The 24,560-nt window shown below is 70.4% G+C and carries 21 protein-coding genes; 11 read left to right on the forward strand and 10 right to left on the reverse strand.

The features are described 5' to 3' along the window. The first annotated feature begins 31 nt into the window (after window positions 1–31). Window positions 32–1,132 (forward strand): ricin-type beta-trefoil lectin domain protein, encoded by a 1,101-nt coding sequence (locus ACIO3S_RS22535; RefSeq protein WP_400467930.1) that lies wholly within the window; start codon window positions 32–34, stop codon window positions 1,130–1,132. A gap of 97 nt (window positions 1,133–1,229) precedes the next feature. Here ACIO3S_RS22535 and ACIO3S_RS22540 read toward each other — a convergent pair whose 3' ends face one another. Together ACIO3S_RS22540 and ACIO3S_RS22545 are read right to left on the reverse strand one after the other, a co-directional pair. After that, complete coding sequence (locus tag ACIO3S_RS22540) at window positions 1,230–1,802, reverse strand: hypothetical protein (RefSeq protein ID WP_400467931.1); 573 nt, start codon at window positions 1,800–1,802, stop codon at window positions 1,230–1,232. A gap of 84 nt (window positions 1,803–1,886) precedes the next feature. After that, entirely contained in the window at window positions 1,887–2,981 is a 1,095-nt protein-coding gene (locus ACIO3S_RS22545; RefSeq protein ID WP_400467932.1) for a DUF2855 family protein, read from the reverse strand. A gap of 203 nt (window positions 2,982–3,184) precedes the next feature. On the opposite strand from ACIO3S_RS22545, the gene pdhA reads away from it, so the two are divergent. The 4 genes from pdhA (at window position 3,185) to ACIO3S_RS22565 (ending at window position 8,269) form a co-directional block, all read left to right on the forward strand. Further along, window positions 3,185–4,321, forward strand: coding sequence for a pyruvate dehydrogenase (acetyl-transferring) E1 component subunit alpha (gene pdhA / locus ACIO3S_RS22550; protein WP_201451197.1), 1,137 nt, complete (start codon window positions 3,185–3,187; stop codon window positions 4,319–4,321). Continuing rightward, window positions 4,318–5,295 carry an alpha-ketoacid dehydrogenase subunit beta gene (locus tag ACIO3S_RS22555; RefSeq protein ID WP_160026532.1) on the forward strand — a complete coding sequence of 326 codons (978 nt, stop codon included), beginning with the start codon at window positions 4,318–4,320 and terminating at the stop codon, window positions 5,293–5,295. Before pdhA ends, ACIO3S_RS22555 begins: the two co-directional genes overlap by 4 nt. Beyond that, a complete protein-coding gene (locus ACIO3S_RS22560) occupies window positions 5,289–6,572 on the forward strand; it encodes a dihydrolipoamide acetyltransferase family protein (RefSeq protein ID WP_400467933.1) in 1,284 nt (427 codons plus the stop codon). The genes ACIO3S_RS22555 and ACIO3S_RS22560 overlap by 7 nt, the downstream gene beginning before the upstream one ends. Before the next feature lie 113 nt (window positions 6,573–6,685). Beyond that, a complete protein-coding gene (locus ACIO3S_RS22565; protein WP_400467934.1) occupies window positions 6,686–8,269 on the forward strand; it encodes a calcium-binding protein in 1,584 nt (527 codons plus the stop codon). A gap of 81 nt (window positions 8,270–8,350) precedes the next feature. Here ACIO3S_RS22565 and ACIO3S_RS22570 read toward each other — a convergent pair whose 3' ends face one another. The 4 genes from ACIO3S_RS22570 to ACIO3S_RS22585 all read right to left on the reverse strand — a co-directional run bounded on the left by ACIO3S_RS22570 (window position 8,351) and on the right by ACIO3S_RS22585 (window position 13,264). Then, window positions 8,351–10,003, reverse strand: coding sequence for an ABC transporter permease (locus ACIO3S_RS22570; protein ID WP_400467935.1), 1,653 nt, complete (start codon window positions 10,001–10,003; stop codon window positions 8,351–8,353). Beyond that, window positions 10,000–10,950 carry an ATP-binding cassette domain-containing protein gene (locus tag ACIO3S_RS22575; protein WP_400467936.1) on the reverse strand — a complete coding sequence of 317 codons (951 nt, stop codon included), beginning with the start codon at window positions 10,948–10,950 and terminating at the stop codon, window positions 10,000–10,002. The genes ACIO3S_RS22570 and ACIO3S_RS22575 overlap by 4 nt, the downstream gene beginning before the upstream one ends. A gap of 55 nt (window positions 10,951–11,005) precedes the next feature. Next, window positions 11,006–11,677: a TetR/AcrR family transcriptional regulator gene (locus tag ACIO3S_RS22580; RefSeq protein WP_160026537.1), complete on the reverse strand. Its 672-nt coding sequence runs from the start codon at window positions 11,675–11,677 to the stop codon at window positions 11,006–11,008. A gap of 75 nt (window positions 11,678–11,752) precedes the next feature. Next, window positions 11,753–13,264, reverse strand: coding sequence for a carboxyl transferase domain-containing protein (locus ACIO3S_RS22585; protein WP_400467937.1), 1,512 nt, complete (start codon window positions 13,262–13,264; stop codon window positions 11,753–11,755). 106 nt (window positions 13,265–13,370) lie between these two features. Here ACIO3S_RS22585 and ACIO3S_RS22590 point away from each other — a divergent pair, with 106 nt between their 5' ends. The 6 genes from ACIO3S_RS22590 to nagB all read left to right on the forward strand — a co-directional run bounded on the left by ACIO3S_RS22590 (window position 13,371) and on the right by nagB (window position 19,717). Next, on the forward strand, window positions 13,371–14,498 hold the full coding sequence (locus ACIO3S_RS22590; protein ID WP_400467938.1) for an LLM class flavin-dependent oxidoreductase: 1,128 nt from the start codon (window positions 13,371–13,373) through the stop codon (window positions 14,496–14,498). A gap of 349 nt (window positions 14,499–14,847) precedes the next feature. Next, window positions 14,848–15,303: an HNH endonuclease gene (locus ACIO3S_RS22595; protein ID WP_350718554.1), complete on the forward strand. Its 456-nt coding sequence runs from the start codon at window positions 14,848–14,850 to the stop codon at window positions 15,301–15,303. Window positions 15,304–15,446: 143 nt separating this feature from the next. Beyond that, entirely contained in the window at window positions 15,447–16,565 is a 1,119-nt protein-coding gene (locus ACIO3S_RS22600; protein ID WP_160026540.1) for an ROK family transcriptional regulator, read from the forward strand. Further along, the gene (locus ACIO3S_RS22605) at window positions 16,565–18,016 is read left to right on the forward strand and encodes a glycoside hydrolase family 3 N-terminal domain-containing protein (RefSeq protein ID WP_400467939.1); all 1,452 of its coding nucleotides are present in this window, start codon (window positions 16,565–16,567) and stop codon (window positions 18,014–18,016) included. Before ACIO3S_RS22600 ends, ACIO3S_RS22605 begins: the two co-directional genes overlap by 1 nt. Next, window positions 18,013–18,918: an ROK family protein gene (locus ACIO3S_RS22610; RefSeq protein WP_160026542.1), complete on the forward strand. Its 906-nt coding sequence runs from the start codon at window positions 18,013–18,015 to the stop codon at window positions 18,916–18,918. The genes ACIO3S_RS22605 and ACIO3S_RS22610 overlap by 4 nt, the downstream gene beginning before the upstream one ends. Before the next feature lies 1 nt (window position 18,919). Then, on the forward strand, window positions 18,920–19,717 hold the full coding sequence (gene nagB, locus ACIO3S_RS22615; protein WP_400467940.1) for a glucosamine-6-phosphate deaminase: 798 nt from the start codon (window positions 18,920–18,922) through the stop codon (window positions 19,715–19,717). On the opposite strand, the gene galT is transcribed toward nagB, so the two are convergent. From galT to ACIO3S_RS22635, 4 genes are read right to left on the reverse strand one after another with little or no spacing between them, the layout of a single operon-like run. Continuing rightward, window positions 19,714–20,793 carry a galactose-1-phosphate uridylyltransferase gene (gene galT / locus ACIO3S_RS22620; protein ID WP_400467941.1) on the reverse strand — a complete coding sequence of 360 codons (1,080 nt, stop codon included), beginning with the start codon at window positions 20,791–20,793 and terminating at the stop codon, window positions 19,714–19,716. The genes nagB and galT overlap by 4 nt on opposite strands. A gap of 24 nt (window positions 20,794–20,817) precedes the next feature. After that, the gene (locus ACIO3S_RS22625) at window positions 20,818–22,383 is read right to left on the reverse strand and encodes a protein kinase (protein ID WP_400467942.1); all 1,566 of its coding nucleotides are present in this window, start codon (window positions 22,381–22,383) and stop codon (window positions 20,818–20,820) included. Continuing rightward, on the reverse strand, window positions 22,380–23,735 hold the full coding sequence (locus tag ACIO3S_RS22630; protein WP_400467943.1) for an FHA domain-containing protein: 1,356 nt from the start codon (window positions 23,733–23,735) through the stop codon (window positions 22,380–22,382). The genes ACIO3S_RS22625 and ACIO3S_RS22630 overlap by 4 nt, the downstream gene beginning before the upstream one ends. After that, window positions 23,728–24,519 (reverse strand): protein phosphatase 2C domain-containing protein, encoded by a 792-nt coding sequence (locus ACIO3S_RS22635; protein ID WP_160026547.1) that lies wholly within the window; start codon window positions 24,517–24,519, stop codon window positions 23,728–23,730. Before ACIO3S_RS22635 ends, ACIO3S_RS22630 begins: the two co-directional genes overlap by 8 nt. Window positions 24,520–24,560: the final 41 nt, after the last annotated feature.

Consider the following 24,560-nt stretch of genomic DNA (forward strand, 5'->3'; position numbering starts at 1 on the left):
AAAATGATCCTACGAATGCCAGGAGCAGATGATGCGAACCAGAGCAAGGTGGCTCGGACTGATCGCGGCGCTGGGTGTCGTGGTGGCCGTGGTGACGGCGCCGACCAGTCCCGCCAGCGCGGAGTCCAACGGCGGCGTACGTGTCATGCCGCTGGGTGACTCCATCACCGAGGGCACGGCGACGCCCGGCGGGTACCGGATCGGCCTGTGGCAGCGTCTCGCCGGCGGCGGGTACACCGTGGACTTCGTCGGGTCGCAGTTCAACGGGCCGGCGAGCCTCGGCGACCACGATCACGAAGGCCACCCCGGCTGGCGTATCGACCAGATCGACGCGAACATCGTCGGCTGGCTGAACACCTACCAGCCGCGCACGGTGCTGCTGCAGATCGGCACCAACGACATCCTGCAGAACTACAACATCTCCACCGCCCCGAACCGGCTGTCCGCGCTCATCGACCGCATCACCACGACGGCACCGAACGCCCAGGTGCTCGTCGCGCAGATCACTCCGCTCGGGTGGAGCGAGGGGGAGGCGGCGGTGAACAGCTTCAACGCGGCGATCCCGGGCATCGTGCAGAGCAAGGTGAACGCCGGCAAGCGCGTGCACCTGGTCGACATGCACAGCGCCCTGACGGCCGCCGACCTGGACGACGGCGTCCACCCGACCGCCGCCGGATACGACAAGATGGCCTCGCGCTGGTACGACGCGCTGCGATCGGTGCCCGGCAGCGTCGGCTCCGCAAGCGGCACCGAGATCGTCGGAGCCCAGTCCGGTCGCTGCCTCGAGGTCACCGGGGTCAACACTGCCAACGGTACCGACGCGCAGCTCTGGGACTGCTGGGGCGGCTCCAACCAGCGGTGGACCTACACCGCCGGCAAGGAGTTGAAGGTGTATGGCAACAAGTGTCTGGACGCCGCGGGCCAGGGCGCCGGCAACGGCACGAAGGTGGTCATCTGGGACTGTAACGGACAGGCCAACCAGCAGTGGAACGTCAACGCCAACGGCACCATCACCGGGGTGCAGTCCGGCCTGTGCCTGGACGCCTCGGGTGCGGGCACAGGCAACGGCACGAAGGTCACGCTCTGGGCCTGCGGCAGCGGGCAAGCCAACCAGCAGTGGACCAGGCGGTAACCACTGCGCACCGGCCCCCGCTGGGTGTAGTACTTCGCACTCGGCGCCGGGACAAGCCGCACGGGCGCGAGGCGCTCGGCTGAAAGCAGATTCTCCTTCAGCCGGCGTAGTAGCCGGTGCGCTGTCGCTGCCTCGCAGCGCCGACCGCGTTGAAGTACGCCGAGGACGGCCGCACCCACAGCAGCACCAGGATCGCGATCACCAGCAGCGGGTCGATGATCGCGAGCACCGTGCTCCCGGCCGACATCGGCATGGTGGCGCCGCCGAGCGCCGCGTTGCCGGCGAGGTTGCCCAGGGTCGACAGGCTCCCGGCGAGGGAGAGCGAGCCGAAGACGGTGCCGGTGACACGCGCCCAGTTGCGGCCCTTCCCGTTCATGACCGCCATCCAGATCCACAGCCCGATGGCGATCAGCCCGAAGACGGTGCCGCCGATCTGAATGATCGGGACGAACACGTCCGCCATCTCCCGCGCGTCGAAGACGGAGGGGTCGTACGTCGGCTGCTTCTCCATCTCCGTGATCATCAGCGTCTTCATCTCGGTGGTGTCCATGGTGAGGAGGAAGACGGAGGAGACGACGCTCAGCAGGCCGCCGAGCCACATCCCGTAGACCGCGTACGTCAGGGTCGTGGGCCGTTCGATGGGCTGGCTGTAGCCGTACGGATCGGACATGGTGCGCCTCCGGTGGTCTAGGGGGCGCGACTCTAGCGACGCCGCACGGTCGCGACCACAGAAATTCCGACCCTCGACAGGGAATCAGCCCGCGTTGGGGAGGAAGACGTGGCCGACGGCTGGGTCCGTCGATCCGTCGTGGAATCCGGCTATCACCGCCGGGGCGTCCTCGAGGCCGGTGTGCTCGAGCAGCTCGATCGATGGCTGCTCCGCTCCTCCCACACGCTCGAGGAAGTCTCGCTCGTCGCGTCGATAGCGCTGCATGAACGCGCGCGACTGGCCCTCGGCCTTGTAGGCGTCGAGCTGGAGGGCTGCGAAGAAGAAGACCGGAGCCGGTCCCACGAGGCTGTCGTCGGCCTCGGGGAAGCCGTCGGCTTGGGTCGACCCGATGAGGCAGTCGAACGCAAGCCGGTCACCGAAGTGCTCGTGCACCCGGCGGCGCAGGTCACCGTCGCCTGACAGGTCGACGTACACGGTCCGTTTGGTGCTGTCGATGGCTGTCAGATCGGCGTACTCATGCGTCGCTGTGTAGTGGCCGAGGCCCTTCACGAACTCGATGTTGCGGGCGGAGGTGAGCGCGATCCTCTGTGCTGGTGAGTCGGCGAGGCAGTAGGCGGCGCCGTACGCCGTCTTGCTCGAGGCGCTCGAGATCACGAACTGCTCGGCGTCGAAGAAGTCGCGATCACGGAGGTAGTCGGCGGCGGTGTAGGAGGTGATGAACAGGGCGCGGAAGATGGCGGTGAGGCTGTCCAGGCGCGGATCGGACTCCCGGGGTTCGAACTCGTAGAGGTTGTAGACCTGAGGCGTCCCGGTGCGGTGTCCGGCACCGTCGACGAAGCTGCGCGAGGTGACCGACGTGGGTCGCATCGTCAGATGGGTCGCGATGGGGAAGTAGCCGAAGACCCGCGTCCCCACGGGGATGTCGGAGGCCCTCGACTCGACGATCTCCGCGTGCCCCCACGCCGGCATGCAGCCGTACCCGGACTGTTCGGCCGGGAACAGATTCCAGTAGCCCAGGGCGTCGCCGTAGACCGCGTAGGTCATGTTGTTCGTCGTCAGGGCGAAGCGTTCGATCCGTGCCAGCACCTCACCCTCGTCGAGCTGCGGTGCCGGGAGTTCCACCAGGTCAGCCACGCCAAGGTCGCTCTTGAGCGACTCCACTCGGGCAAATCGGGTCATCGGTTCCTCATCTCCTGGGCCGGGACGTCATCGCGTCCCGTAGAACTTACTAAGCGCTTGCTTAGTTGTCTACGTTCATCTCGCTCGGGCCTCTTCTCTCCTCGGGGGCGGGTACCGTGTGGCTATGCCGATGTGCCACGGATCACAAGCCCGTGATCGGCGTAGCCAGCGGTGGCAACCCCACCCCGTGTGAAGGAAGCGTGATGACTGAATTTCTGGATCCGAGTCCCAGCCACACCGACATGGTGCAGCTGCTGAACCCCGAGGGAGAACGGGTCTCGCACCCCGACTTCGAGTTCTCACCCGACCGACCTGAGGACGAGGCCGTACGCGGCTTCTACCGCGACATGGTGCTGACCCGCCGCCTCGACGTCGAGGCCACCGCGCTGCAGCGCCACGGCGAGCTGGGCCTATGGGCACAGCTGCTGGGCCAGGAGGCAGCGCAGATCGGCGCCGCCCGGGCACTCGCGCCCCAGGACTTCGTCTTCCCGACCTACCGCGAGCACGGCGTGGCCTGGTGTCGCGACGTCGACCCGATGCAGTTGCTCGGACTCTTCCGGGGCACCGACCAGGGTGGCTGGGACCCCGCCGAGCACAACTTCGGGCTCTACACGATCGTCATCGGCGCCCAGACCCTGCACGCGACCGGCTACGCGATGGGTGTCCAGATGGACGGCCTCGTCGGCACCGGCGACCCGACCCGCGACACCGCCGTGGTGGCCCACTTCGGTGACGGTGCGTCCTCGCAGGGCGACGTCAACGAGGCGATGGTCTTCGCCGCCTCCTACAACGCCCCGGTCGTCTTCTTCTGCCAGAACAACCAGTGGGCGATCTCCGAGCCGGTCGAGCAGATGGTCAAGGTGCCGCTCTACAAGCGCGCCCAGGGCTTCGGCTTCCCCGGCATCCGTGTCGACGGCAACGACGTGCTGGCGACGTACGAGGTGATGAAGTCGGCGCTCAAGCGGGCCCGCGAAGGCGGTGGGCCGACGATGATCGAGGCCTACACCTACCGGATGGGCGCCCACACGACCACCGACGACCCGACCCGCTACCGGGTCTCCGACGAGGTCGAGGCGTGGAAGCTCAAGGACCCGATCGCCCGGGTCGAGGCCTATCTCCGCCGCGGCGGCGGCGCCTCGACCTCCTTCTTCGCCAAGGTGGAGGCCGAGGCGGAGGAGTTCGGCGAGCGCCTGCGCGCCGGGATCCACTCGCTCCCCGAGCCCGATCCCGTACGCCTCTTCGACAACGTCTACACCGAGCTGCCCGATGAGCTGCGGGAGCAGCGCGACGGCTACGCGGCGTACCTCTCCTCCTTCGAGCACGAGGGGGCTTCCCGATGACGAAGATGACGCTCGCGAAGGCGCTCAACGCAGGGCTCCGACGCGCGATGGAGGACGACGACAAGGTCGTCCTGATGGGCGAGGACATCGGCCGGCTCGGTGGTGTCTTCCGGATCACCGACGGGCTGCAGAAGGACTTCGGCGAGGCCCGGGTCATCGACACGCCATTGGCGGAGTCGGGGATCGTCGGCACGGCGGTCGGGCTCGCGCTGCGGGGCTACCGGCCGGTGGTGGAGATCCAGTTCGACGGGTTCGTCTACCCGGCCTACGACCAGATCGTCTCGCAGGTGGCCAAGTTCCACTACCGCTCCGGCGGCCGGGTCGCGATGCCGATGGTCATCCGGATCCCGTTCGGTGGCGGCATCGGCGCGGTGGAGCATCACAGCGAGTCGCCGGAGGCGCAGTTCGCGCACACCCCTGGTCTCAAGGTGGTGGCCTGCTCGGACCCGGTCGACGCCTACTGGATGATCCAGCAGGCGATCTCCCATCCCGACCCGGTGATCTTCCTGGAGCCGAAGCGGCTCTACCACTCGACCAAGGCCGACGTCGACGTCGACGCCACGCCTGGTCCGCTGTTCGCCTCACGGGTGACGCGCACCGGCACCGACCTGACGATGCTGGCCTACGGGCCCACCGTGAAGACCGCGCTGACCGCCGCCGAGGCGGCCGCGGGGGAGGGCAAGTCGGTCGAGGTGATCGACCTGCGCACGCTCTCGCCGCTGGACATGGCGCCGGTCTACGAGTCGGTGCGGCGTACGGGTCGTGCCGTCGTCGTCCACGAGGCCCACGTCAACCTCGGCCTCGGCGCCGAGCTCGCCGCCCGGATCACGGAGCAGTGCTTCCACTCGCTGGAGGCGCCGGTCCTGCGGGTCGGCGGGTTCGACACGCCCTACCCGCCGGCGCGGGCGGAGGAGTACTTCCTCCCCGACCTCGACCGGGTCCTCGATGCCGTCGACAGGAGCCTGGCATGGTGACCTCCAACGAGTTCCGCCTTCCGGACGTGGGCGAGGGTCTCACCGAGGCCGAGATCGTCGAGTGGCACGTCGCGGTCGGTGACGTCATCAAGGTCAACGACCCGGTCTGCGACATCGAGACCGCCAAGTCCGTCGTCGAGCTCCCTTCGCCCTACGCCGGGGTCGTCCAGGAGCTCCTGGTCGAGGTCGGCACCGAGGTCCAGGTCGGCACCCCGATCATCCGGATCGGCGACTCTGTCGAGGCGTCGGCCCCGTCGGCCGAGGCGTCAGCCCCGTCGGCCGAGGCGTCAGCTCCTGAGCCGGACGAAGCCGAGAAGCCGCTGACGCTGGTCGGCTACGGCTCCAGGGAAGACGCAGTCGTACGCCGCAACCGCACCGTCTCCGCGCCGGCAGCCGCCGCGGGAACCGGTGTGCTCGCCAAGCCGACAGCCCGCAAGCTCGCGCGCGACCTGGGCGTGGACCTGGCGACCGTCACCCCGGAGCGGGACGACGGCGTGATCACCACCGCCGACCTGGAGGATCTGACGTCTGCCCCAGCGTCGTCGACCGAGCCGGCAGCGCCGGTCGGTGGTGAGCGCCGTGAGCCGATCAAGGGCCTGCGCAAGCAGATGGGCCAGGCGATGGTGGACTCCGCGTTCACGCTGCCGCACGTCACGATCTGGACGACGATCGACGTGACACGTACCTCCGAGCTGGTCGCCGGCCTCAAGGCCAACCGCGACTTCGCCGAGGTCCGCGTCAGCCCCCTGCTGATCGTGGCCAAGGCGTCGCTGCTGGCGATGCGACGTACGCCGATCATCAACTCGTGGTGGGACGAGGCCGCCCAGGAGATCGTCTTCAAGGAGTACGTCAACCTCGGCATCGCCGCGGCCACCCCCAGGGGTCTCCAGGTGCCGAACGTGAAGGGCGCCGACCGGATGTCCCTGGTCGAGCTCGGCACCGCGATCAACGAGCTCACCGCCACCGCTCGCACCGGCAAGACCCCGCCGGCCGACCAGACCGGCGGGACGTTCACGATCACCAACATCGGTCCGTTCGGCATCGATGGCGGCGCCCCGATCATCAACCCGGGCGAGTCCGCGATCCTCTCCGTCGGCGCGGTCAAGCGCCAACCGTGGGTCGTGGGCGAAGGCGACGACGAGCACATCGAGCCCCGCGACGTCTGCACCCTCGCGCTCAGCTTCGACCACCGCCATATCGACGGCGAGGCCGGCTCCCGCTTCCTCGCCGACGTGGCCAGGATCGTCGGAGACCCGAGCACGGCGCTGCTGTTCTGACCCGTTCGACAATCGCTCCACAGAACGGCAATTCGCTACCTCGAGGGGTATCGGATCTGGAACGATCCTCAGGCCCGCGCTGACGCGGGCCTGAGGATCTTCTGGAGGCAGGAATGGTGCTCCTGACGGGGCGCACGCTGCTTGCCGGGATCGTCGCGATGGCCGCCTCGGCGACCGTGCTCGTGGCGAGTCCGGCGAGCGCGGCGACAACTTCAACCGGCGTACGTTGCACGATCGTCGGTACGTCCGGTTCGGACCGGCTGACCGGGACGTCCCACCGCGATGTGATCTGCGGGCGCGGTGGCAGCGACCGCATCCTCGCGCGCGGTGGGAACGACGTCGTTGATGGCGGCACCGGCAACGACCGGATCTACGGCGGGTTCGGCGCCGACACGGTGCTGGGCGGCAGCGGGACGAACGAGATCTACGGAGAGAGCGGCGCCGACGTGATTCGCGGCGGCCCGTACTCGGACGCCATCTATGCCGGTGCTGGCTCTGACCACGTCTACGCCGCGGGTGGGCGTGACTACCGTGTCTTCGGAGGCACCGGCAACGACGTCCTCGCCGGTGGCACCGGCAACGACATCCTCAACGGTGGCGACGGCAGCGACGAGATCGTCGGCGATGATGGTTCCGACACCCTCAACGGTCAGCAGGGCATCGACCGGATCCGCGGCGGCAACCAGTCTGACCTCGTACATGCTGGGTCGGGGGATGACCGCGTCTGGGGCGGTGCTGGAAATGACCAGATCCACGGGGAGTCCGGTGCCGACGTGGTGCTCGGTGAAAGCGGAACCGAGATGATCTGGGGCGGCGACCACGCGGATCGTCTCAACGGTGGACTCGGACGAGATGAGATCTGGGGTGACGGCGGCGCCGACACCTGCCGCTACGACATCTACGACTGGATCCTGGGTTGTGAGCCGGACACCAAGGCGCCGGTGGTGCACAGCATCTCGATCAGCCCCTCCACGATCGACACCCGAACCAGCGATGTCAAGGTGAAGGTGCGGGTGCACGCCAGTGACGATGGCCAGATCGGCCGGATTCAGGGCCATCTGATACCCGCCGAGGGGGAAGACAGTCCGATCGACCTCTACATGCCCAGCCTGGCTCTGGTCTCCGGCGGCGTACGAGACGGTTGGTGGGAGGAGACGGTCACGGTACCGCGTGGAACGCCCGCTGGCAGGGTGCGTGCCAACATCGGGGTGAGTGCATGGGCCGGGCCGTCCGGCAGCTTTGTCTACGGCGGCAGCCTGACGATCACGAACGCCTCGCCGGACCGGGAGGCACCGACGGTCGCGGTCCAGTCGCTGAGTGCGACTTCGATTGATGTCCGGAGCGCGGCGAGAACGGTGAAGGTGACCGTGCACGGGAGCGATGCAATCGCCGGGGTCGGCCGCATCGACATCTGCCTCTCGCGGATGTTTCCGGACGGGCGATGCGTGTGCGAGGCGCTGAACAGCGCGGTGACCCGAACATCTGGGACCATCAACAGCGGGACCTGGTCGACGGCGCTGACGGTTCCCAAGGGTGCCCCCTCGGGGGAGTACAACGTCGAGGTGTACGCCCAGGACCGGGTCGGTAGCACGTCGTACTGGATGGGGCCGGAATCGTTCGCCGCTATGGCCTACGAGAAGCCCGACCCGCACGAGCTACCTGCTTCTGTCAGCAGAGTCCAGGTCACCGGGTCCTGATCCCGCCGAGACGTCAGCAACGCCGGTCGAGTGGGCACTGAGATGCCCACTCGACCGGCGTACGTGACTTCTCGGCAGGCCTCAGCCGTGGATGTCGCGGCGGCGGAAGCCGACGAGGGCGGCCAGGAGCAGCGCGACCGCGACACCCAGCAGGCCGAGGGTGTGGCTGGCGGGCATGGTGTCGACCAGCGTGTTCTCGACCCACCAGTACGGCGAGAGGCCGCGGAGCCAGTCGGGGAGGTCGAGCATGTCGGCCAGGATGAGGACCACGAACATCCAGCCGAAGAGGGCCCAGGCGGCCCCTGAGGCGCGCGGGACCCAGGCGTAGAGGGCGAGCGTGAACCCGAGAAGCACGAGCACCGCGGGCACGTAGGCGAGAGCCAGGCCGGTGAAGTCGGCGAAGCTGATCGAGTCGAGCCCGGCGACGTACGCACCGAGGGCCATCGCCCAGATGCCGCTGAACAGCACGACCAGCGACCCCAGGGTCGCGACCAGCGTGCCCGAGAGCAGCCAGCGCAACCGGGCGACGGGCTTGGCGAGCACCAGCGCGGCCCTGGTCGCGTCCTCCTCCGCCTTGGCCCGGAGCGTCATGATGATGCCGTACGCCGCGGCCCCGAAGGCCGAGTAGGCGCCGATGAAGGCGGCGAACGTCCGTACGAGCTGGTCGCCGGAGCCCTTGAGGAGATCCTCGTAGAGCGGGTTGTCGCCCATCGCCTCGACCATGTTCGGCACCTCGTTGAGGATGGTGCCGGTGGCGAACCACATGGCCGCCAGACCGAGCGTGGTCCACAGCAGGCCGGCGCGCTGGCGCACCCAGGCCAGGGCCACCGGGCCGGCGAGCATCGGCGAGGCGTCGGCCCGGCCGCGGCGTACCTGCACCATGCCGGCACCGAAGTCGCGGTGGGAGCCGAGGACGGCGGCGACCACGAGGAGCACGAACGCCACGACCACCGCGATGCCGAGCGGCCAGATCCGGGTGTCCACGAAGACGCGGGTCTGGTGCACCCAGGCGATGGGGGAGAGCCACGAGAGCGGGCTGCCCAGCGGCTCCTGGATGTCGCCGATGACGCGGGCGACGTAGGTGACACCGAGAACGCCGAAGGCCATGCCCAGGGCCCCGCCGCTGCTCTCCGAGACCTGGGAGGTAACCAGCGCGACCGCGCCGTAGACCAGCGCTGCGAGCGCAATCCCGTACGACATCACCGCCGAGTCGACCGGGTCGAGCCCGACCCCGGCCAGAGCCAGCGTGCTGGCGGTCGCGACGAGCATGTTGGTCAGGAAGACCTCGACGATGACCGCGATCGACGGCGCGTGCCGCCCGAGGACACCGGCCCGCATCAGCTCGGAGCGGCCCGACTCCTCCTCGGCGCGGGTGTGGCGAACGACCTGCAGGATCGTCATCACGGCGAGCGAGATCGTCACCCACAGGATGAGCTCGTTGGCGGCCGCGGCCCCAGTCGTGTAGTTGTCGAGGCCGTAGCCGGGCCCAGCCATGGCGATCATGGCGGGGCTGCTCAGCGTCGCCGCCCTGGCGGCCCGTGCCTCCGGGTCGTCGTCGAGCACGGAGTACTCCCCGCCAGGCGCGAGCGAGGCGAGGTAGAGCAGCGCGATCAGGACGGTCCACACCGCGATCCGGACCCGGTCGCGCCGGAGCATGAACCAGACCAGGTGGCCGGTGCCGGTGAAGTCCGACAGGGCAGTACGTCGCGGGGCGACGGTCGCGACCGCACTCATGACGCGTCCTTCTCGGTGTCGGAGGACTCGATGACGTCACCGTAGTGGCGCATGAAGAGCTCCTCGAGCGACGGCGGCGTGATGGTCAGACCGTGTACGTCGAGGTCGGTCAGGGTCTTGAGCACGTCGCCGACGGCGTGGTTGTCGACGTCGAAAGCGACCCGGGTGCCGGCCCCGTTCTGGCTGGTCTCGAGGTCGTTGACGGCCTGCAGGCTGCTCAGCGCGGACGGGTCACCGCCGACGGTCGCGACGACGGAGGAGCGGGTCAGGTGGCGAAGCTCGTCGAGCGTGCCGGACTCGACGGCGACGCCTGCGCGGATGATCGTGACGGTGTCACAGACCTTCTCGACCTCGCTGAGGATGTGGCTGGAGAGCAGTACCGACGAGCCCTCGGCCTTGGCCTCCCGGGCGTACTCGGTGAACACCGCCTCCATCAACGGGTCGAGACCGGAGGTGGGCTCGTCGAAGATGTAGAGGTCGGACTGGTCGAGGAAGGCGGCGACCAGGGCGACCTTCTGCCGGTTGCCCTTGGAGTAGGTGCGCGCCTTCTTGGTCGGGTCGAGGTCGAACCGCTCGAGCAGCTCGGCCTTCCGTGCCTTGCGCTTCGCCTTGTCGCCGCCCGGCTTGAGCCGGGTGAGGTAGTCGATGCACTCGCCACCCGAGAGGTTCGGCCACAGGTTGACGTCGCCGGGGACGTACGAGATCCGCTTGTGCAGCTCGACCGCGTCACGCCAGACGTCGCCGCCGAAGAGGCGGGCGGTGCCGGCGTCAGCGCGCAGGAGCCCGAGCAGGATCTTGATGGTGGTGGACTTGCCGGCACCGTTGGGGCCGAGGAAGCCGGCCACCTGGCCGTGCTGGACGGTCAGGTCGAGGCCGTCGAGGGCCTTGAAGGAACCGAAGGACTTGTGCAGACCCGCGATCTCGACCGCGGGGGTGTTGTCGGACATGGGAACTCGCTTCCGCGTTGGGAGGGTAGGAGGACGTACGCCGACGGGCCTGGCGTCATGCAGACGGGGGCTCCGTGGCGGCGTCCTGCGGCGGGTCCGGTACGTAGAGCAGGTATTCGTCGAGCATCCGGCGGGTGGTGAAGACGCCCTGGGTGTAGAGCTCGATCATCGGCAGGTAGCTCGTGGACAGGAAGCCACGCACCATGCCGCTGATGTCGCTCGGGTCCTTGGGCGGGTTGAGGGTGAGCTCGAGCATGAGCGTGCCGAGGGCGGAGAGGACCAGGTAACGGGCCCTGGCCGTCTCGTCAAGGCTCGGCTTGATCAGCCCCGCCTCTATCCCGTGCTTGGTGTAGCCGACCGCGTCCTCGATCATCTGCTCGATGAAGGTGCGGCCGACAGGGCCGCCGTCCTGCAGGGAGCGGAGGACGTAGCCGAGCATCGGTGCGTACTCGTCCGCGGCGGCGAACCGGTGCAGGATGCCCTGCCCGGAGGACAGCTCGTCGATCGTCTCGTTCTTCGCCGAGCGGATCTCGGCGAGGACCTGCTCGTCGCACTCCGCGTGGAGCTCGTCCTTGGAGCCGAAGTGATGGATCACCAGGGCCGGGCTCACTCCGGCGTCGGTCGCGATCGAGCGGACCGAGGCGCCGAATCCGTCACGCGCGAACCGCACCACCGCCGCGTCGCGGATTCGCTCACGGGTCGTCGGGTCGGCAGGGGCTGAACGCATGTTCAATGCTAAACACGTGTTCAGTCGGAACGCAAGAGGGAACGCGGTGTCGCCTCGCCTGCGTGGCGCCGCGCCTCAGCCCGCGTAGCGAGCAGCCCGCGCGGTCGGCTCGCCCGGCCCGGAAGCGAGCAGTGCGAGCAGCTCGTCCTCGAGGACTTCTCCGACCCGGCGGCAGAACGTCTCCGGCTCGTCGGCGGCATCGGGGGACTCCGCGACGATCCGGTCGACCACGCCGATCTGCTGGAGGTCGACGGCGAGGACCCGTTGGGCCTCGGCCATCTCGGCGGCATGGTCGGAGTCGCCGTACACGATCGCGCTCGCGCCCTCCGGGGGAAGCGGGGAGAGCCAAGCGTGCTGGGCGGCGACCACCCGGTCGGCGGGGAGGAACGCGAGCGCGCCACCGCCGTTGCCCTCGCCCAGCATCAGGCTGAGCGTCGGGGTCTCGACGTTGACGAGCGTGCCCAACGTACGCGCGATCTCGCCGGCGATGCCGCCGTTCTCCGCCTCCGCCGACAGGGCCGCGCCGGGGGTGTCGATGACGGTGACGACGGGGAGCCCGAGCCCGGCGGCTAGCTTCATCCCGCGTTGTGCCTCGCGCAGTCCCTCCGGGCCGAGCGGCTGGTGTGCCTGCTCGCGCCGGTCCTGGGCCAGCACCAGGCACGGCGCCGAACCGAACCGCGCCAGCGCGATGATCAGGCCGGGGTCTCGCTCGCCCTGCCCGGTGCCGTTGAGGGGTACGACGTCCGAGGCGGCGATCCGGAGCAGCGCCCGAGCCCCCGGCCGGTCCGCGCGGCGGGACCGCGTGATCGCGTCCCAGGTGTCGACCGCCGAGAAGTCGGCCCCGTCGGCCGAAGCGTCACCGGCTGACCTCTCGGCCGACGCGAGCGACGTCTCGGCCGACGTGGGTGGCTTCTCGGGCCGGAGCTCGAGGATCGTCAGGACGCGGTCGACGAGCCCGGCGAGCTCGTCGGGAGGTACGACGCCGTCGACGAGGCCGTGGGCGAACAGGTTCTCCGAGACCTGGACGCCGGAGGGGAAGGGGCGGCCGTTGAGTACCTCGTAGACCTTCGGACCGAGGAACCCGAGGAGTGCCGCGGGCTCGGCGACGGTGACGTGGCCCAGGGATCCCCACGAGGCCATCACGCCGCCGGTGGTGGGGTGGCGCAGGTAGACGAGGTAGGGGAGTCCGGCGGCCTTGTGGCGGGTGACGGCCTCGGCGATGCGCACCATCTGCACGAACGCCGGCGTACCCTCCTGCATCCGGGTCCCGCCCGACGCCGGGCCGGCCAGCAGCGGCAGCCCCTCGCGGGTCGCCCGGTCCACGGCTGCGATCAGCCGCTCCGCCGACGCGCGCCCGATCGACCCGGCCAGGAACCGGAACTCGGAGAGCACCACGGCCACCCGCCGCCCGGCGATCCGGGCCTCGCCGGTGACCACCGACTCGTCGGTCCCGGCCCGCTCCCGGGCGCGCGCCAGGTCGGCGGCGTACGCCTCGGGGACCTCGCCGTGGGCGGGCGGGATGTCCCAGGACGTCCAGGTGCCGGGGTCGAGAACGAGGTCGATCAGCTCATCGGAGGTCAGGCCCATGGATCGGACGATACCCAGGAATTGGCTCAGTGGCTGAGCCTGTCCCGAGGAGCGACACCAGATGCGTTAGTCTATTAACTCAATAGACAATGCGAAGGAGTCTGGAATGAACGCCCCCACGAACCCCGAGCTCCTCTGGTACCTGCCCAACTTCGTCGAGACCGGCCATCGTGGCGACACCGCGTCGCCGGAGGAGGGCTACGGCACCCTCGACTACCAGGTCGGCCTCGCCGAGGCGGTCGAGAAGGCCGGCTGGACGGGTGCCCTGCTCGGCACCAGCTGGGGGAGGCCGGACACCTTCACCGTCGCGACGGCCCTGGCTGCGCGCACGACGACCTTCGAGCCGCTCATTGCGATCCGCCCGGGCTACTGGCGCCCAGCCAACTTCGCCACCTCGGCCGCCACCCTCGACCAGCTCAGTCGTGGTCGGGTACGCGTCAACATCGTCTCCGGCCAGGACGACCTGGCCGCCTATGGCGATCGCGAGGACTCACGTGCGGCCCGCTACGCGCGGACCAAGGAGTTCATGCGGCTGGTGCGGCGGCTGTGGACCGAGGAGAACGTGACCTTCGACGGCGACCACTTCCAGGTCGCCGACTCCACCATCATCCCGCGTCCGTACGCCACCGAGGACCGCCCGCACCCCAGGCTCTACTTCGGCGGCGCGTCCCCGGAGGCCGAGGCGGTGGCCGCGACCGAGGCCGACGTACAGCTCTTCTGGGGCGAGCCGCTGGACGGCATCGCCGAGCGGGTCGAGCGCCTGCAGGGCCTCGAACGGTCGCTGGACCGCGACCTCGCGCCACTCGAATTCGGGTTGAGGATCACCACGCTGATCCGCGACACCCGCGAGGAGGCCTGGCGTGACGCGGAGGAGAAGGTACGCCGGATGGCCGACTCCGTCGGGGACCGCGAGTTCCGCCGGTCGGGCCGGGCGGCGGTCGGGCAGAGCCGGCTGCTCGACCTCGCCGACCGTGGCGACGTGCTCGACGAGTGCCTCTACACCGCTCCTGGGAAGTACGGCGGCGGTGGCGCCGGAACCACCTGGCTGGTCGGCTCCGCGAACGACGTCGCCGCCGCGCTCGGCCGTTACCAGGAGCTCGGCGTGACCCACTTCGTCCTCTCGGACACGCCCTACCGGACCGAGGTGGCCCGGGTCGGCGAGGCGCTGATCCCGAGGCTCCGAGAGGCGGGCCGGGTCGCGCTAACGGGGCCAAACGGCGTACGTCGGGCGTAGTTAACCGGAAAGACACGCTCCTGACCTGGGAAAACCGTTGGTAGCTGGAGGGTGTTCGCTCTATTCTGGTAGCACCCGGTTTCGCCGCCGGGTGCCACCACTTGACCTTTTGAAGGGCCCACCATGAGCACGCAGCACTCGACCACCGCCCCGGCGGCCTGGTCGCTGACCGCTGCGCACGAGCGCGACCCTCATGCCCGCGGGAGCCGACAGTGACCTGGGTGCATAGCCGCACCGGATCACTCCGGGCCGCTCCTGCGAGACATGTCTGTCTCGTCGGGGCGGCCCTTTTTGTTTCTGTCCGATCAGCACGCGATCCCTATCCGACTCTCCTGGGAGGTAACCGAGTATGACCACGACCATGGGCGCCGTGACCCTGTATAACGCCTCCTTCGAGCCGCTCGGAAGGGTCTCGTTCAAGCACGCCGTGCGGATGCTGTTCCGTGAGGTGGCGGTGGTTCACGAGCAACAGGGCGACAAGATGATCGGGCCACATCCATGGCCCAAGGCGGTGCGGCTGGTCCGTTATATCGCCATGCATTGGATGTACCGGCCGGCCGGCTACTCCCGCGAGGGAGTGCTCAAGCGCGACCAACATCGTTGTGCCTACTGCGGCGGCCACGCCCGCACCATCGACCACCTGCTGCCACAGTCACGCGGCGGCAGATGGACGTGGATGAACACCGTGGCGGCGTGCGGCAAGTGCAACGGCCGCAAGGGCAACCGCACCCCCGAGGAGGCCCACATGGTCCTCCGCATCGAGCCGTACGTCCCGACCCGTGCCCAGCTTGCCGCCATCATCTGACCCGCCGAAAGGTCCCCGAGCGTTCCGGAAGGTGACGTCTCGATGGCAGAAACTGACCCTTCGGCGTCAGAATGCGACCTCTCGGCGAGGAAAATGTCGTGTCGACTTGACGCAGCATTAATAAGTACGATGGACTAACAAACATGTCCAAGGCGAGACGTCGTACGTTGCGGCCGATCGGTAAGTTGCTGCAGGAAGATGCGCGGCGGCATCACCGATCCCTGGTGCTCCAGCACCTCTTCGCGGTGGGTCCGGCGAGCCGCGCCGACCTGGCTCGAGCCTCCGGTCTGACCCGGGCGACGGTCTCCGATCTGGTGGGCAGCCTGCTCGAGGACGGGCTCGTCGAGGAGCTCGGCGCGCCGGTGGAGAGCCGGGTCGGGAAGCCGCCGATGCTGGTCGGTCTCGCCGCCGACGCCACGCACATCGTGACCATCGACGTCTCCGGTGACGACCAGGTCGCCGGAGCGGTGCTCAACCTGACCGGCGATGTCGTCCATCGCACCACCAGGTGCCGCGAGGGCCGCACCGGGAGCGAGGCCGTACGCCTCGTGAAGGAGCTGGTCACCGAGCTGATCGCGAGCACCGACCGGCCGATCCTCGGCATCGGGATCGGCAGCCCCGGTGTCGTGGCGGCAGACGGCACCGTGGTCGCCGCGCCCAACCTGGGCTGGACCGATGTCGCGCTGGCCGACCAGGTGCGCCGTGAGACGGGCCGACCGACGTACGTCGCCAACGACGCCAACACCGCGGTGCTGGGGGAGTACACCTTCGGCCAGTCCGGCGACGGCGGCCTGATGCTCATCCGGGTCGGCACCGGTGTCGGTGCGGGTCTGGTGCTCGAAGGGGCGCTGCTGCACGGGTTCGTCGACGCCGCCGGTGAGGTCGGGCACGTGACCGTCGACCCCGAGGGCCCGCGGTGCGCATGCGGCCGCCAGGGCTGCCTGGAGACCTTCCTCGCGGTGCCGCGCCTGCGGGAGCGCCTCGAGACAGCCCACGACGATGCGCTCGTGGAAGCCGGCGAACATCTTGGAAAGGCATTGGCCCCTGTGGTCGGAACCCTGAATCTTCACGAGCTGGTCCTCTCCGGGCCGGCCGATCTCCTGGACGGACCGCTGCGCGAGACCGCCGACCGGATCATCCGCGAGCGGACGATGCCGGTCAGCGGCGAGCCGCTGGAGTTCCGTACGTCGACGCTCGGCGAGGACGTCGTCATCGTCGGCGCCGCGGTGCTGGTCCTAGCCGGTGAGCTGGGGGTGTCGTGATGCCGTCCCCGACCGCCGTCGAGACCCTGGCGCTGCGCGTCCAGGTCTCCGCCTTCGCCGGCCCGACCCTGCCGCCCGGCTACGCCGAGCTGCTCCGCGAGGGTCTGGGCGGGATCTGCCTCTTCGGCCCCAACACCGAGGCCGGTGAGGATTCCGTACGCAGCCTGGCGGCCGAGATCCGGGCCGCATCCGCCGAGGGCGGCTGGGCGCCGGTGATCACCATCGACGAGGAGGGCGGGGACGTCACCCGTCTGGAGGCGCTCACCGGCTCCTCGGTGCTCGGTGCCGCCGCCCTCGGCGCGGCCGACGACCTGGCGCTGACCGAGGAGACCGGCCGGGCGGTCGGGTTGCGGCTGGCGCGAGCCGGCATCAACCTCAACCTGGCACCGGTCGCCGACGTGAACTCCAACCCCGACAACCCGGTGATCGCGACCCGGTCGTTCTCCCACGACGCCGGCGTGGCCGCCAAGCACGTGGCCGCATGGGTGAAGGGCCTGGAGTCGACCGGGGTCGCCGCCTGCGTCAAGCACTTCCCCGGCCACGGCGACACCGGACAGGACAGCCACGTCGCCCTCCCCGTCCTCGACGCCGATCTGGACACCCTGCGAAGCCGTGAGCTGGTCCCGTTCCTGGCGGCCGCCGAGGCCGGCGCCGCCTCGGTGATGACCTCCCACATCGTGGTGCCCGCCCTCGACCCCGAACTGCCCGGAACGCTCTCGGCGCCGGTGCTGGGACTGCTGCGCGAGCTGGGCTACGACGGTCCGATCGTCTCCGACGCCCTCGACATGGCCGGTGCCTCGGCGAGCCGGGGGATCCCCGCCGCGGCGGTGCTCTCGCTCAAGGCAGGCGCCGACCTGCTCCTCCTCGGCCCCGACAAGCCCACCTCGCTGGTCCACGAGACGACCGCCGCGATCGTGACCGCGGTCGAGTCCGGTGAGCTGCCGCTGGAGCGGCTCCAGGACGCGGTCGCCCGCATCGACCGGCTGCTCGCCGACCTCGCCGACGCGCAGCAGCGTCCGGACGGCGAGCTCGACCCTCGGTTCGAGGCACGCTCGGTCGAGGGCGCTCGCCGGGCGCTCGCGACGGCCAGCGACGACATCAGCGAGATCCCGCACCTCGCCGGAGCCCAGGTCGTGACCGTCGACACCGAGGCCAACATCGCCGTGGGCGACGTGCCGTGGGGGCTGCCGCCGGACATCGTGATCCGTCCCGGCGACCCGCTCCCGGACCTCCCCGACGCACCCCTCATCGTGCAGGTACGTGACGCGCACCGCCGTCCCGAGGTCGGCCGGACCGTCGCCGAGCTCCCGGGCGTCGCGGTGCTGGTGGAGTGGGGGTTGCCCGGGGCGTACGACCGGAGGGGCGTGCCACGACTGTGTCCACAGGGGTTCTCCCTGCCGGGCGTGGCGGCTGTCACCGAGGTGCTGCGACGATCGGGTTGGAACCGATGAACGGCGCACGGGTAGGCCTCGACATCGGCGGCACCAAGATCCACGGCATCGCGATCGGCGCCGACGGGGCGGTGCTGGCCGAGGACCGAGCCGCCACCACTCCCGGCGGCGAGGGCGTCGTCAAGAGCGCGGCCGCGGTGGTCGCGAGCCTGCGTGACGCGCTCGACGGCGGCGAGATCCGCTCGATCGGGGTCGGCATCCCCGGCATCGTCGACACCCGCGCCGGCACCGTGAAGCATGCGGTCAACCTGGGCCTGGACGGCGACGCCTTCCCGCTCGCGGAGCTGCTCGGCGCCCGCACCGGAGCGGTCGTCACCCTCGAGAACGACACCAACGCGGCGACCCTCGGCGCGCACGCCGTCGAGGACGTCGACGACCTGGTCTATCTCTCGCTCGGCACCGGCCTGGCGGCCGGCCTCTACCTCAGCGGAGCGCTCCGCCGAGGCTTCCACGGCGCCGCCGGGGAGGTCGGGCACCTCCCGGTCGACCCGGAGGGCCCGGTGTGCGGGTGCGGCCAGCGCGGCTGCCTCGAGCTGGTCGCCTCCGGTGCCGCGCTCGCGGCGGCCTGGCCGACTGCCACCGGCCACCCCGCCGCGGCGCTCTTCGCCGCAGCCTCCTCGGGCGACCCGGCGGCCGTGATCGTGCGGGACCGCTTCGCCGACGGCGTCGCCGCGGCCGTACGCTCCCTCGCTCTCGCCGTCGACCCCGAACGGGTCGTCATCGGCGGGGGCGTCGCGACGGTCGGCGAGCCGCTGCGGGAGGCGATCGCGCTCGCGCTGGTCCGGCAGACCGAGACGTCGCCCTTCCTCGCCTCTCTCGAGCTCGCCTCGCGCCTGCGGGTGGTCTCGGCCGCCCCGGTCGCCGCCATCGGCGCCGCCCTGATCACCCCGACGAAGGACTGACATGGAAGTAGTTGTCCTCGACACCCCCGCCGAGGTGGCATCCCTCGCCGCGGACACGATCGAAGACGTCGTACGCCGCCGGGCGGCCGCCGGCACCCCCGCGGTGCTCGGGCTGGCCACCGGCTCGACGCCGCTGGCGACGTACGAGGAGCTCATCCGCCGCGCCCGGGACGGTCACGCGCCGTCCTATGAGGGCGTGGAGACGTTCAACCTGGACGAGTACGTCGGCCTGCCCGACGGGCACGAGCAGTCCTATCTGGCGACCATCCGGCGTGAGTTCACCGACGCGATCGGCATCCCGCCCGAGCGGGTCCACGGACCCGACCCGACCGAGGAGACGCTGCCGACGGCCGGGGAGCGCTACGAGGCGGCGATCGTGGCCGCGGGCGGGATCGAGGTGCAGATCCTCGGCATCGGCTCCGACGGCCACCTGGCCTTCAACGAGCCCGGCTCGTCGCTGGCCTCGCTGACCCGGATCAAGACGCTCACGGCCACGACACGCAAGGACAACGCGCGCTTCTTCGGCTCACCCGAAGCGGTGCCGCACCACGTACTCACCCAGGGCCTGGGCACCATCACCCGAGCCGGTCATCTGCTCCTCCTCGCCACCGGCGAGGGCAAGGCCGAGGCGGTCGCCGCCGCGGTCGAGGGCCCGCTCTCGGCGACCTGCCCGGCGTCGGTCCTGCAGCTCCACGGCCACGTCTCGGTCCTCCTCGACGAGGCCGCGGCCTCCCGGCTCGTACGCCGCGACTACTACCGCGAGGTCTACGCCGGGAAGCCGGACTGGCAGGGGCTCTAGAGAGCGTCGCGGAGCCGCTCGGCGGCCGTCTCCGGCGGGATGTCGTTGACCCAGAGCGCGACGCCGGACTCGATGCCGGCCAGGTACTTCAACCGCCCCGGAGCACGCCGGATGGTGAAGATCTCGGCCGCCAGGTGCCAGGTGTCCTCGCGTCCGGTCGGAGCCTGCTGCCAGCCGGCGATGTAGGGCACCGGGCCGGCGTCGTCGAGCCCGTCCATCCGCCGCAGGCACTCCTGGTAGAGCGCGGCGAGGTCGTCCATCTCGTCGACGGTCAGCCCGGGCAGCGAGCCCACGTGGCGCCGCGGCACGACACGGATCTCGTAGGGCCAGCGGCCGGCATAGGGCACGTACGCCACGAAGGTCCCGTTCTCGGCCACGATCCGCGACCCGTCGGCGATCTCGTCGGCGAGCACCGCACACTGCAGGCACTCGCCGGTCTCCTCGCGATGGGCGTCGGCGGCGTTCACGAGGGACTCGATCCGCGGCGGCAGCACCGGCATGGCGTAGATCTGCCCGTGCGGGTGCTGCAGCGTCACCCCGATCTCCTCGCCGCGGTTCTCGAAGCAGAAGACGTACGCCACCTCCGGCATCGCCGTCAGTTGCTCGGTGCGGTGCGCGAGCGCCGCGAGCACCGTCCGCACCCGCTCGGGGGGAAGGTCCACGAAGCTCTGCTCGTGGTCGCTGGTGAAGCAGACGACCTCGCACCGGCCACGCCCCGGCTGGGAGACGAACGGCTCCCCGGTCGCCTCGCCGATTGCGACCGTCGAGAGCGCCGGGAACCGGTTCTCGAAGGCGACGACGTCGTAGCTCTCGGCCGGGATCTCGGTCAGCCGCCCGTCCACCGACGGGCACAGCGGGCACTCGTCCGAGGGCGGCTTGAACGTACGCGTCTGCCGGTGCCCCGCCACCGCCGTCCAGGTCGCGGTCAGCCGGTCCCAGCGCAGCTGCGACCCGCCCGCCCGCGGCTCCAGCGGCCGCTCGTCGTGCACCGACCGCAGCGTCGGCTGCTCGTCGAAGAACCAGATCTCGCGTCCGTCCGCCAGCTTCGCTGACGTGGCCACAGGGGTGTTCGGCATGCGCCCAGTATCGCCTGCGCCGGGCTACTTGCTGACGCAGGCCTGGGCTGCGCCCTGGGAGACGTTGCCGTTCTCGCCGAGGGAGCGGACCTGGATGCAGACCTTGGTGGCGCCCTCCAGGCGTACGACCGCCTTGGGCCGGTCCACGTTGCCGCTGGTGGAGTTGTCGCCGACCCACTTGTAGCCGGTCGCTCCGGGCACGCCGGACCAGGTGAAGACGGCGCGGTTGCCCTTGAGCGTGCCCTTGACCTTGCCTGGGGCGGCCGGGCCGGTGACACCGGGGAGGTCGGTCTCGACGGGCGGGGGCGGGACCTCGTCGGGCTTCTCATCCTCGCCGCCGCGGGAGAGCACGATGCCGATGGCGGCGGCGATGAGGAAGAGGACGACGACGCCGATGATCGCCGGAGTCTTGCTACGGCTCTCCGGGCGCGCGCCGGTGAGGACCGAGGGGCCCTCCTCCGCCCGCGGGTAGCTGAACCGGGTGCGGTCGGCCGAGGCCGAGCCGGCATCCGCCACCGGCGCCGACGCGAGCGAGGCCGGCGGCTGGGTGATCGGCGCCTGCGCGATCACCTGGGACGGCGGCTTGAGCTCGGTGGCCTTCTCCATCTCCGGGTCGGAGGGCGGAGAGGGGAGACGCGAACGGCCCGAGCCCGTGGTCGGACCCTCGCCCCGCGCGGCCGGGATGTCGGGAACGACCGGGATCGACCCGCTGCCGCCGGCATCGCGGTCGAGGACCTGCACCTCGGTGCGTCCCAGACGCAGCTCCTGCTCGATCCGCTGGAAGTGCCGGGCCAGGTCGAGGACCGTCCTCGGCCGGTAGGCTGGGTCCTTCGCCATCGCCTGCTGGAGGACGCGGTCGAGCGAGGGCGGCACGTCCGGGCGCCCGGTTGCCGGCGGCGCCGTGTGCAAGATGCGGGAGAAGACGGCGCGGTCGGAGTTGTTGCCCCGCTCCGCGAACGGCGAGCGGCCCACGAGCAGGTGCCAGACGGTCGCGGCCAGCGAGTAGACGTCGGAGGCGACCGAACCGTTGGACGCCGAGGTGAGGACCTCGGGCGGCGACCACGGCAGCGAGACCCCGATGTCACCCTCGTCGTCGCGCGGCCGGCCGGCGATACCGAAGTCGGCCAGGCCGGGCACGTCGTAGCGGGAGAGCAGGATGTTGGACGGCTTGATGTCGCGGTGGATGATCCCGGCGCGGTGCGCGGTCTCGACGGCCGAGGCCATCTGGATCCCGAAGCGCAGCGCGTCCTGCACCTTCATCGGGTTGTTGCGGACCCGGGCACCGAGGTCGGCGTTGGGGTAGTAGCCCATCACCAGGTAGGGGCGGCCGTCCGGCGTCTCGCCGGCACTGTGCACCGGCACGATGAACGGGTGCTCGGCCAGCTCGGCCATCACCGCCGCCTCCGCGGCGAACTGCGCCCGCTGCGCCTCGGCGAGGTCGGAGGACCGCATCAGCTTCACCGCGACCCGGACCTTCGGGTGGTGGCGCTCGTAGAGGTAGACGTCGGCGAAGCCGCCCGAGCCGAGCCGGCCCAGGCAGGTCATCCCCGGCAGCTCGGGACCGAGCTCGGGGTGTGGTGTCTGCGTCACCCGAAGACCTCGTACGTCAGGTTGATGGAGCCGGCGAGGCTCACCACGGCGCCGGGCTCCAGGGCGTACTCCTCCATCGGCCGCATCTGCTGCGGCCGCCCGCCGGGCAGGGTCAGGTAGGTCCCGTTGGCGGAGCCGAGGTCGCGGACGAGCACCTGCCACTCCTCCAGGCGCACCTCGGTGTGCAGCCGGCTGATGTCGGGCAGCATCACCTTCACCAGATGCGGAGGTACGCCACCGGCCCCCGTGTTGCCACTGGCATCAGCGCGCGGCGACCGCCCGAAGACGGCACCTCGGTCCAGGATGACGACTCGGCCGTCACCCAGCTTGAGCTGGCCCAGCGCGGGGCGCGGGACCGAGACCGGCTGCTGGTGCGGCGGCAGTGCCATCCGGCAGATGCGGCAGGTCGGGGAGTAGGGCGGCGAGGCGTGGCCCTGCGGGCAGTAGACCGCCCACACGGTCGGTCCGCCCGCCGGGGGCACCGGGGTCGGCGTCGCGACGTCGCGCACCCGGGTCGCCATGTCGTTGGGCGGGCTGGGCGACGGCGCAGGCGCCGGCGCGGGCATCGGCGGAGGAGGCGCGGTGGGCCGCGGTGCGGGCGGTGTCGCGGGCGGGGGTGAGGGCTGCCGGTCCGGCGGACCCCACGCGTTCGGGTCGGGCTTCTTGGCACCCTTCTTCCGCCACGGAAGCCCGTCGATGATGCCCTTCTTGGACTCGGGCGCGGGCTGGGACGGCGCCACCGGTGGCGGCGGCACGGGCGACGGGGGAGGGCTCTGGAACGACGGGGCGCTCGGCATCGCCGGAGGAGGCGCGGCGGGCGGCGGAGCGGCGGCCAGGTCCGAGCGCCGGATGGTGTGGTCCAGCGGCGGCGCCATGGTCGAGTCGACGTGCTGCTGCACCTGGACATAGAAGTTGGGGTCGAAGACGACGTCCAGCGAGCGGGCGTGGGCGGTGTCGACCAGCGGCTGGTCCTCCTCCATCCCACCCCAGGCCCCGTTGGCGAGCTCGGCCCGCTCGGGGACGGCGGCGAAGTGGCCGTCTGCCCATCTGCCGGCGACGTCGATGCCGTCGATGAAGACCGGCACCTCGTTGACGACGGCGGTCACCTTGGCGGGGGAGCGCACGGCGTACCGCACCCGCGGGCCCTCGCGCCCGACCAGCGCGAAGCCGGGGGCGCGTGGCCCGTCGGCGGAGAGCAGACCGGCGATCGCGTCGACCGGGTGGGGGTCGGCCAGCGCTGCCTGGACGCCGGTGACCCGCGGGTCACCGGGCCCGAGCTGGACGAGCGCCCAGCACTGGTCGCCCTTCAACGCGAGCCAGTGCCCAGCACAGTAGGTAGCGGTATCACTCATGGGACGAGGAGGCGTCGACTTCCGTCGGGACGGCGAAGAGCGAGGGAGGGGGTGTCACGAGTACCACGGTGACATTGTCGCGCCCACCCGAAGCAACCGCAGCGTCCACCAGCCTCTGGGCCAGGTTGTCGATGCTTCCGCCGACACCGAGCGTCTTGGACGCGATCTCATGGATCTCGTGGTCCTCGAGCTCGCCGGTGAGGCCGTCGGAGCAGAGCAGGAAGATGTCGTCCGGCGCCACGGTCATCAGCCAGGTGTCGGCCTCGGGAGACGGGTAGGTGCCGAGCGACCGGGTGATGACGTTGCGCAGCGGGTGGACGCGGGCCTCCGCGGCGGTGATCATGCCCGCCTCGACCATGGCCGCGACCTCGGAATGGTCGATCGTCACCTGCGTGACGCCGGCCGGCGAGAGCCGGTAGACGCGCGAGTCGCCGACGTTGAACACCAGCCAGTGGGGAGCGCCCTCGAACTCGACGAGCGCCACGCCGGTCAGGGTCGTACCCATGCCCTGCTTCTCGGAGTTGCGAGCCGCCTCCGAGGTGATCGCGGAGTTGGCGGCGTGGACGGCGTCCTGGATGTCCTCGGGAACCGGGCAGATGGTCGCGAAGCGGCTCTGGAAGGTCTCCACCGCGAGAGCGCTGGCGACGTCGCCACTGGCATGACCGCCCATCCCGTCGGCGACGACGGCCACCGCGGGCAGCATGACGAACGAGTCCTCGTTCACCTCGCGGACCCGGCCGACATCAGTCGCTCCCGCGGCACGCAGGGCTGGGTAAGCGGTCATGCTGTTCCTTTGCGGAGCCATGTATCGAGACATCCCAGGCA

The organism is Nocardioides sp. NPDC087217, assembly GCF_044744805.1.
Classification (GTDB): Bacteria; Actinomycetota; Actinomycetes; order Propionibacteriales; family Nocardioidaceae; genus Nocardioides.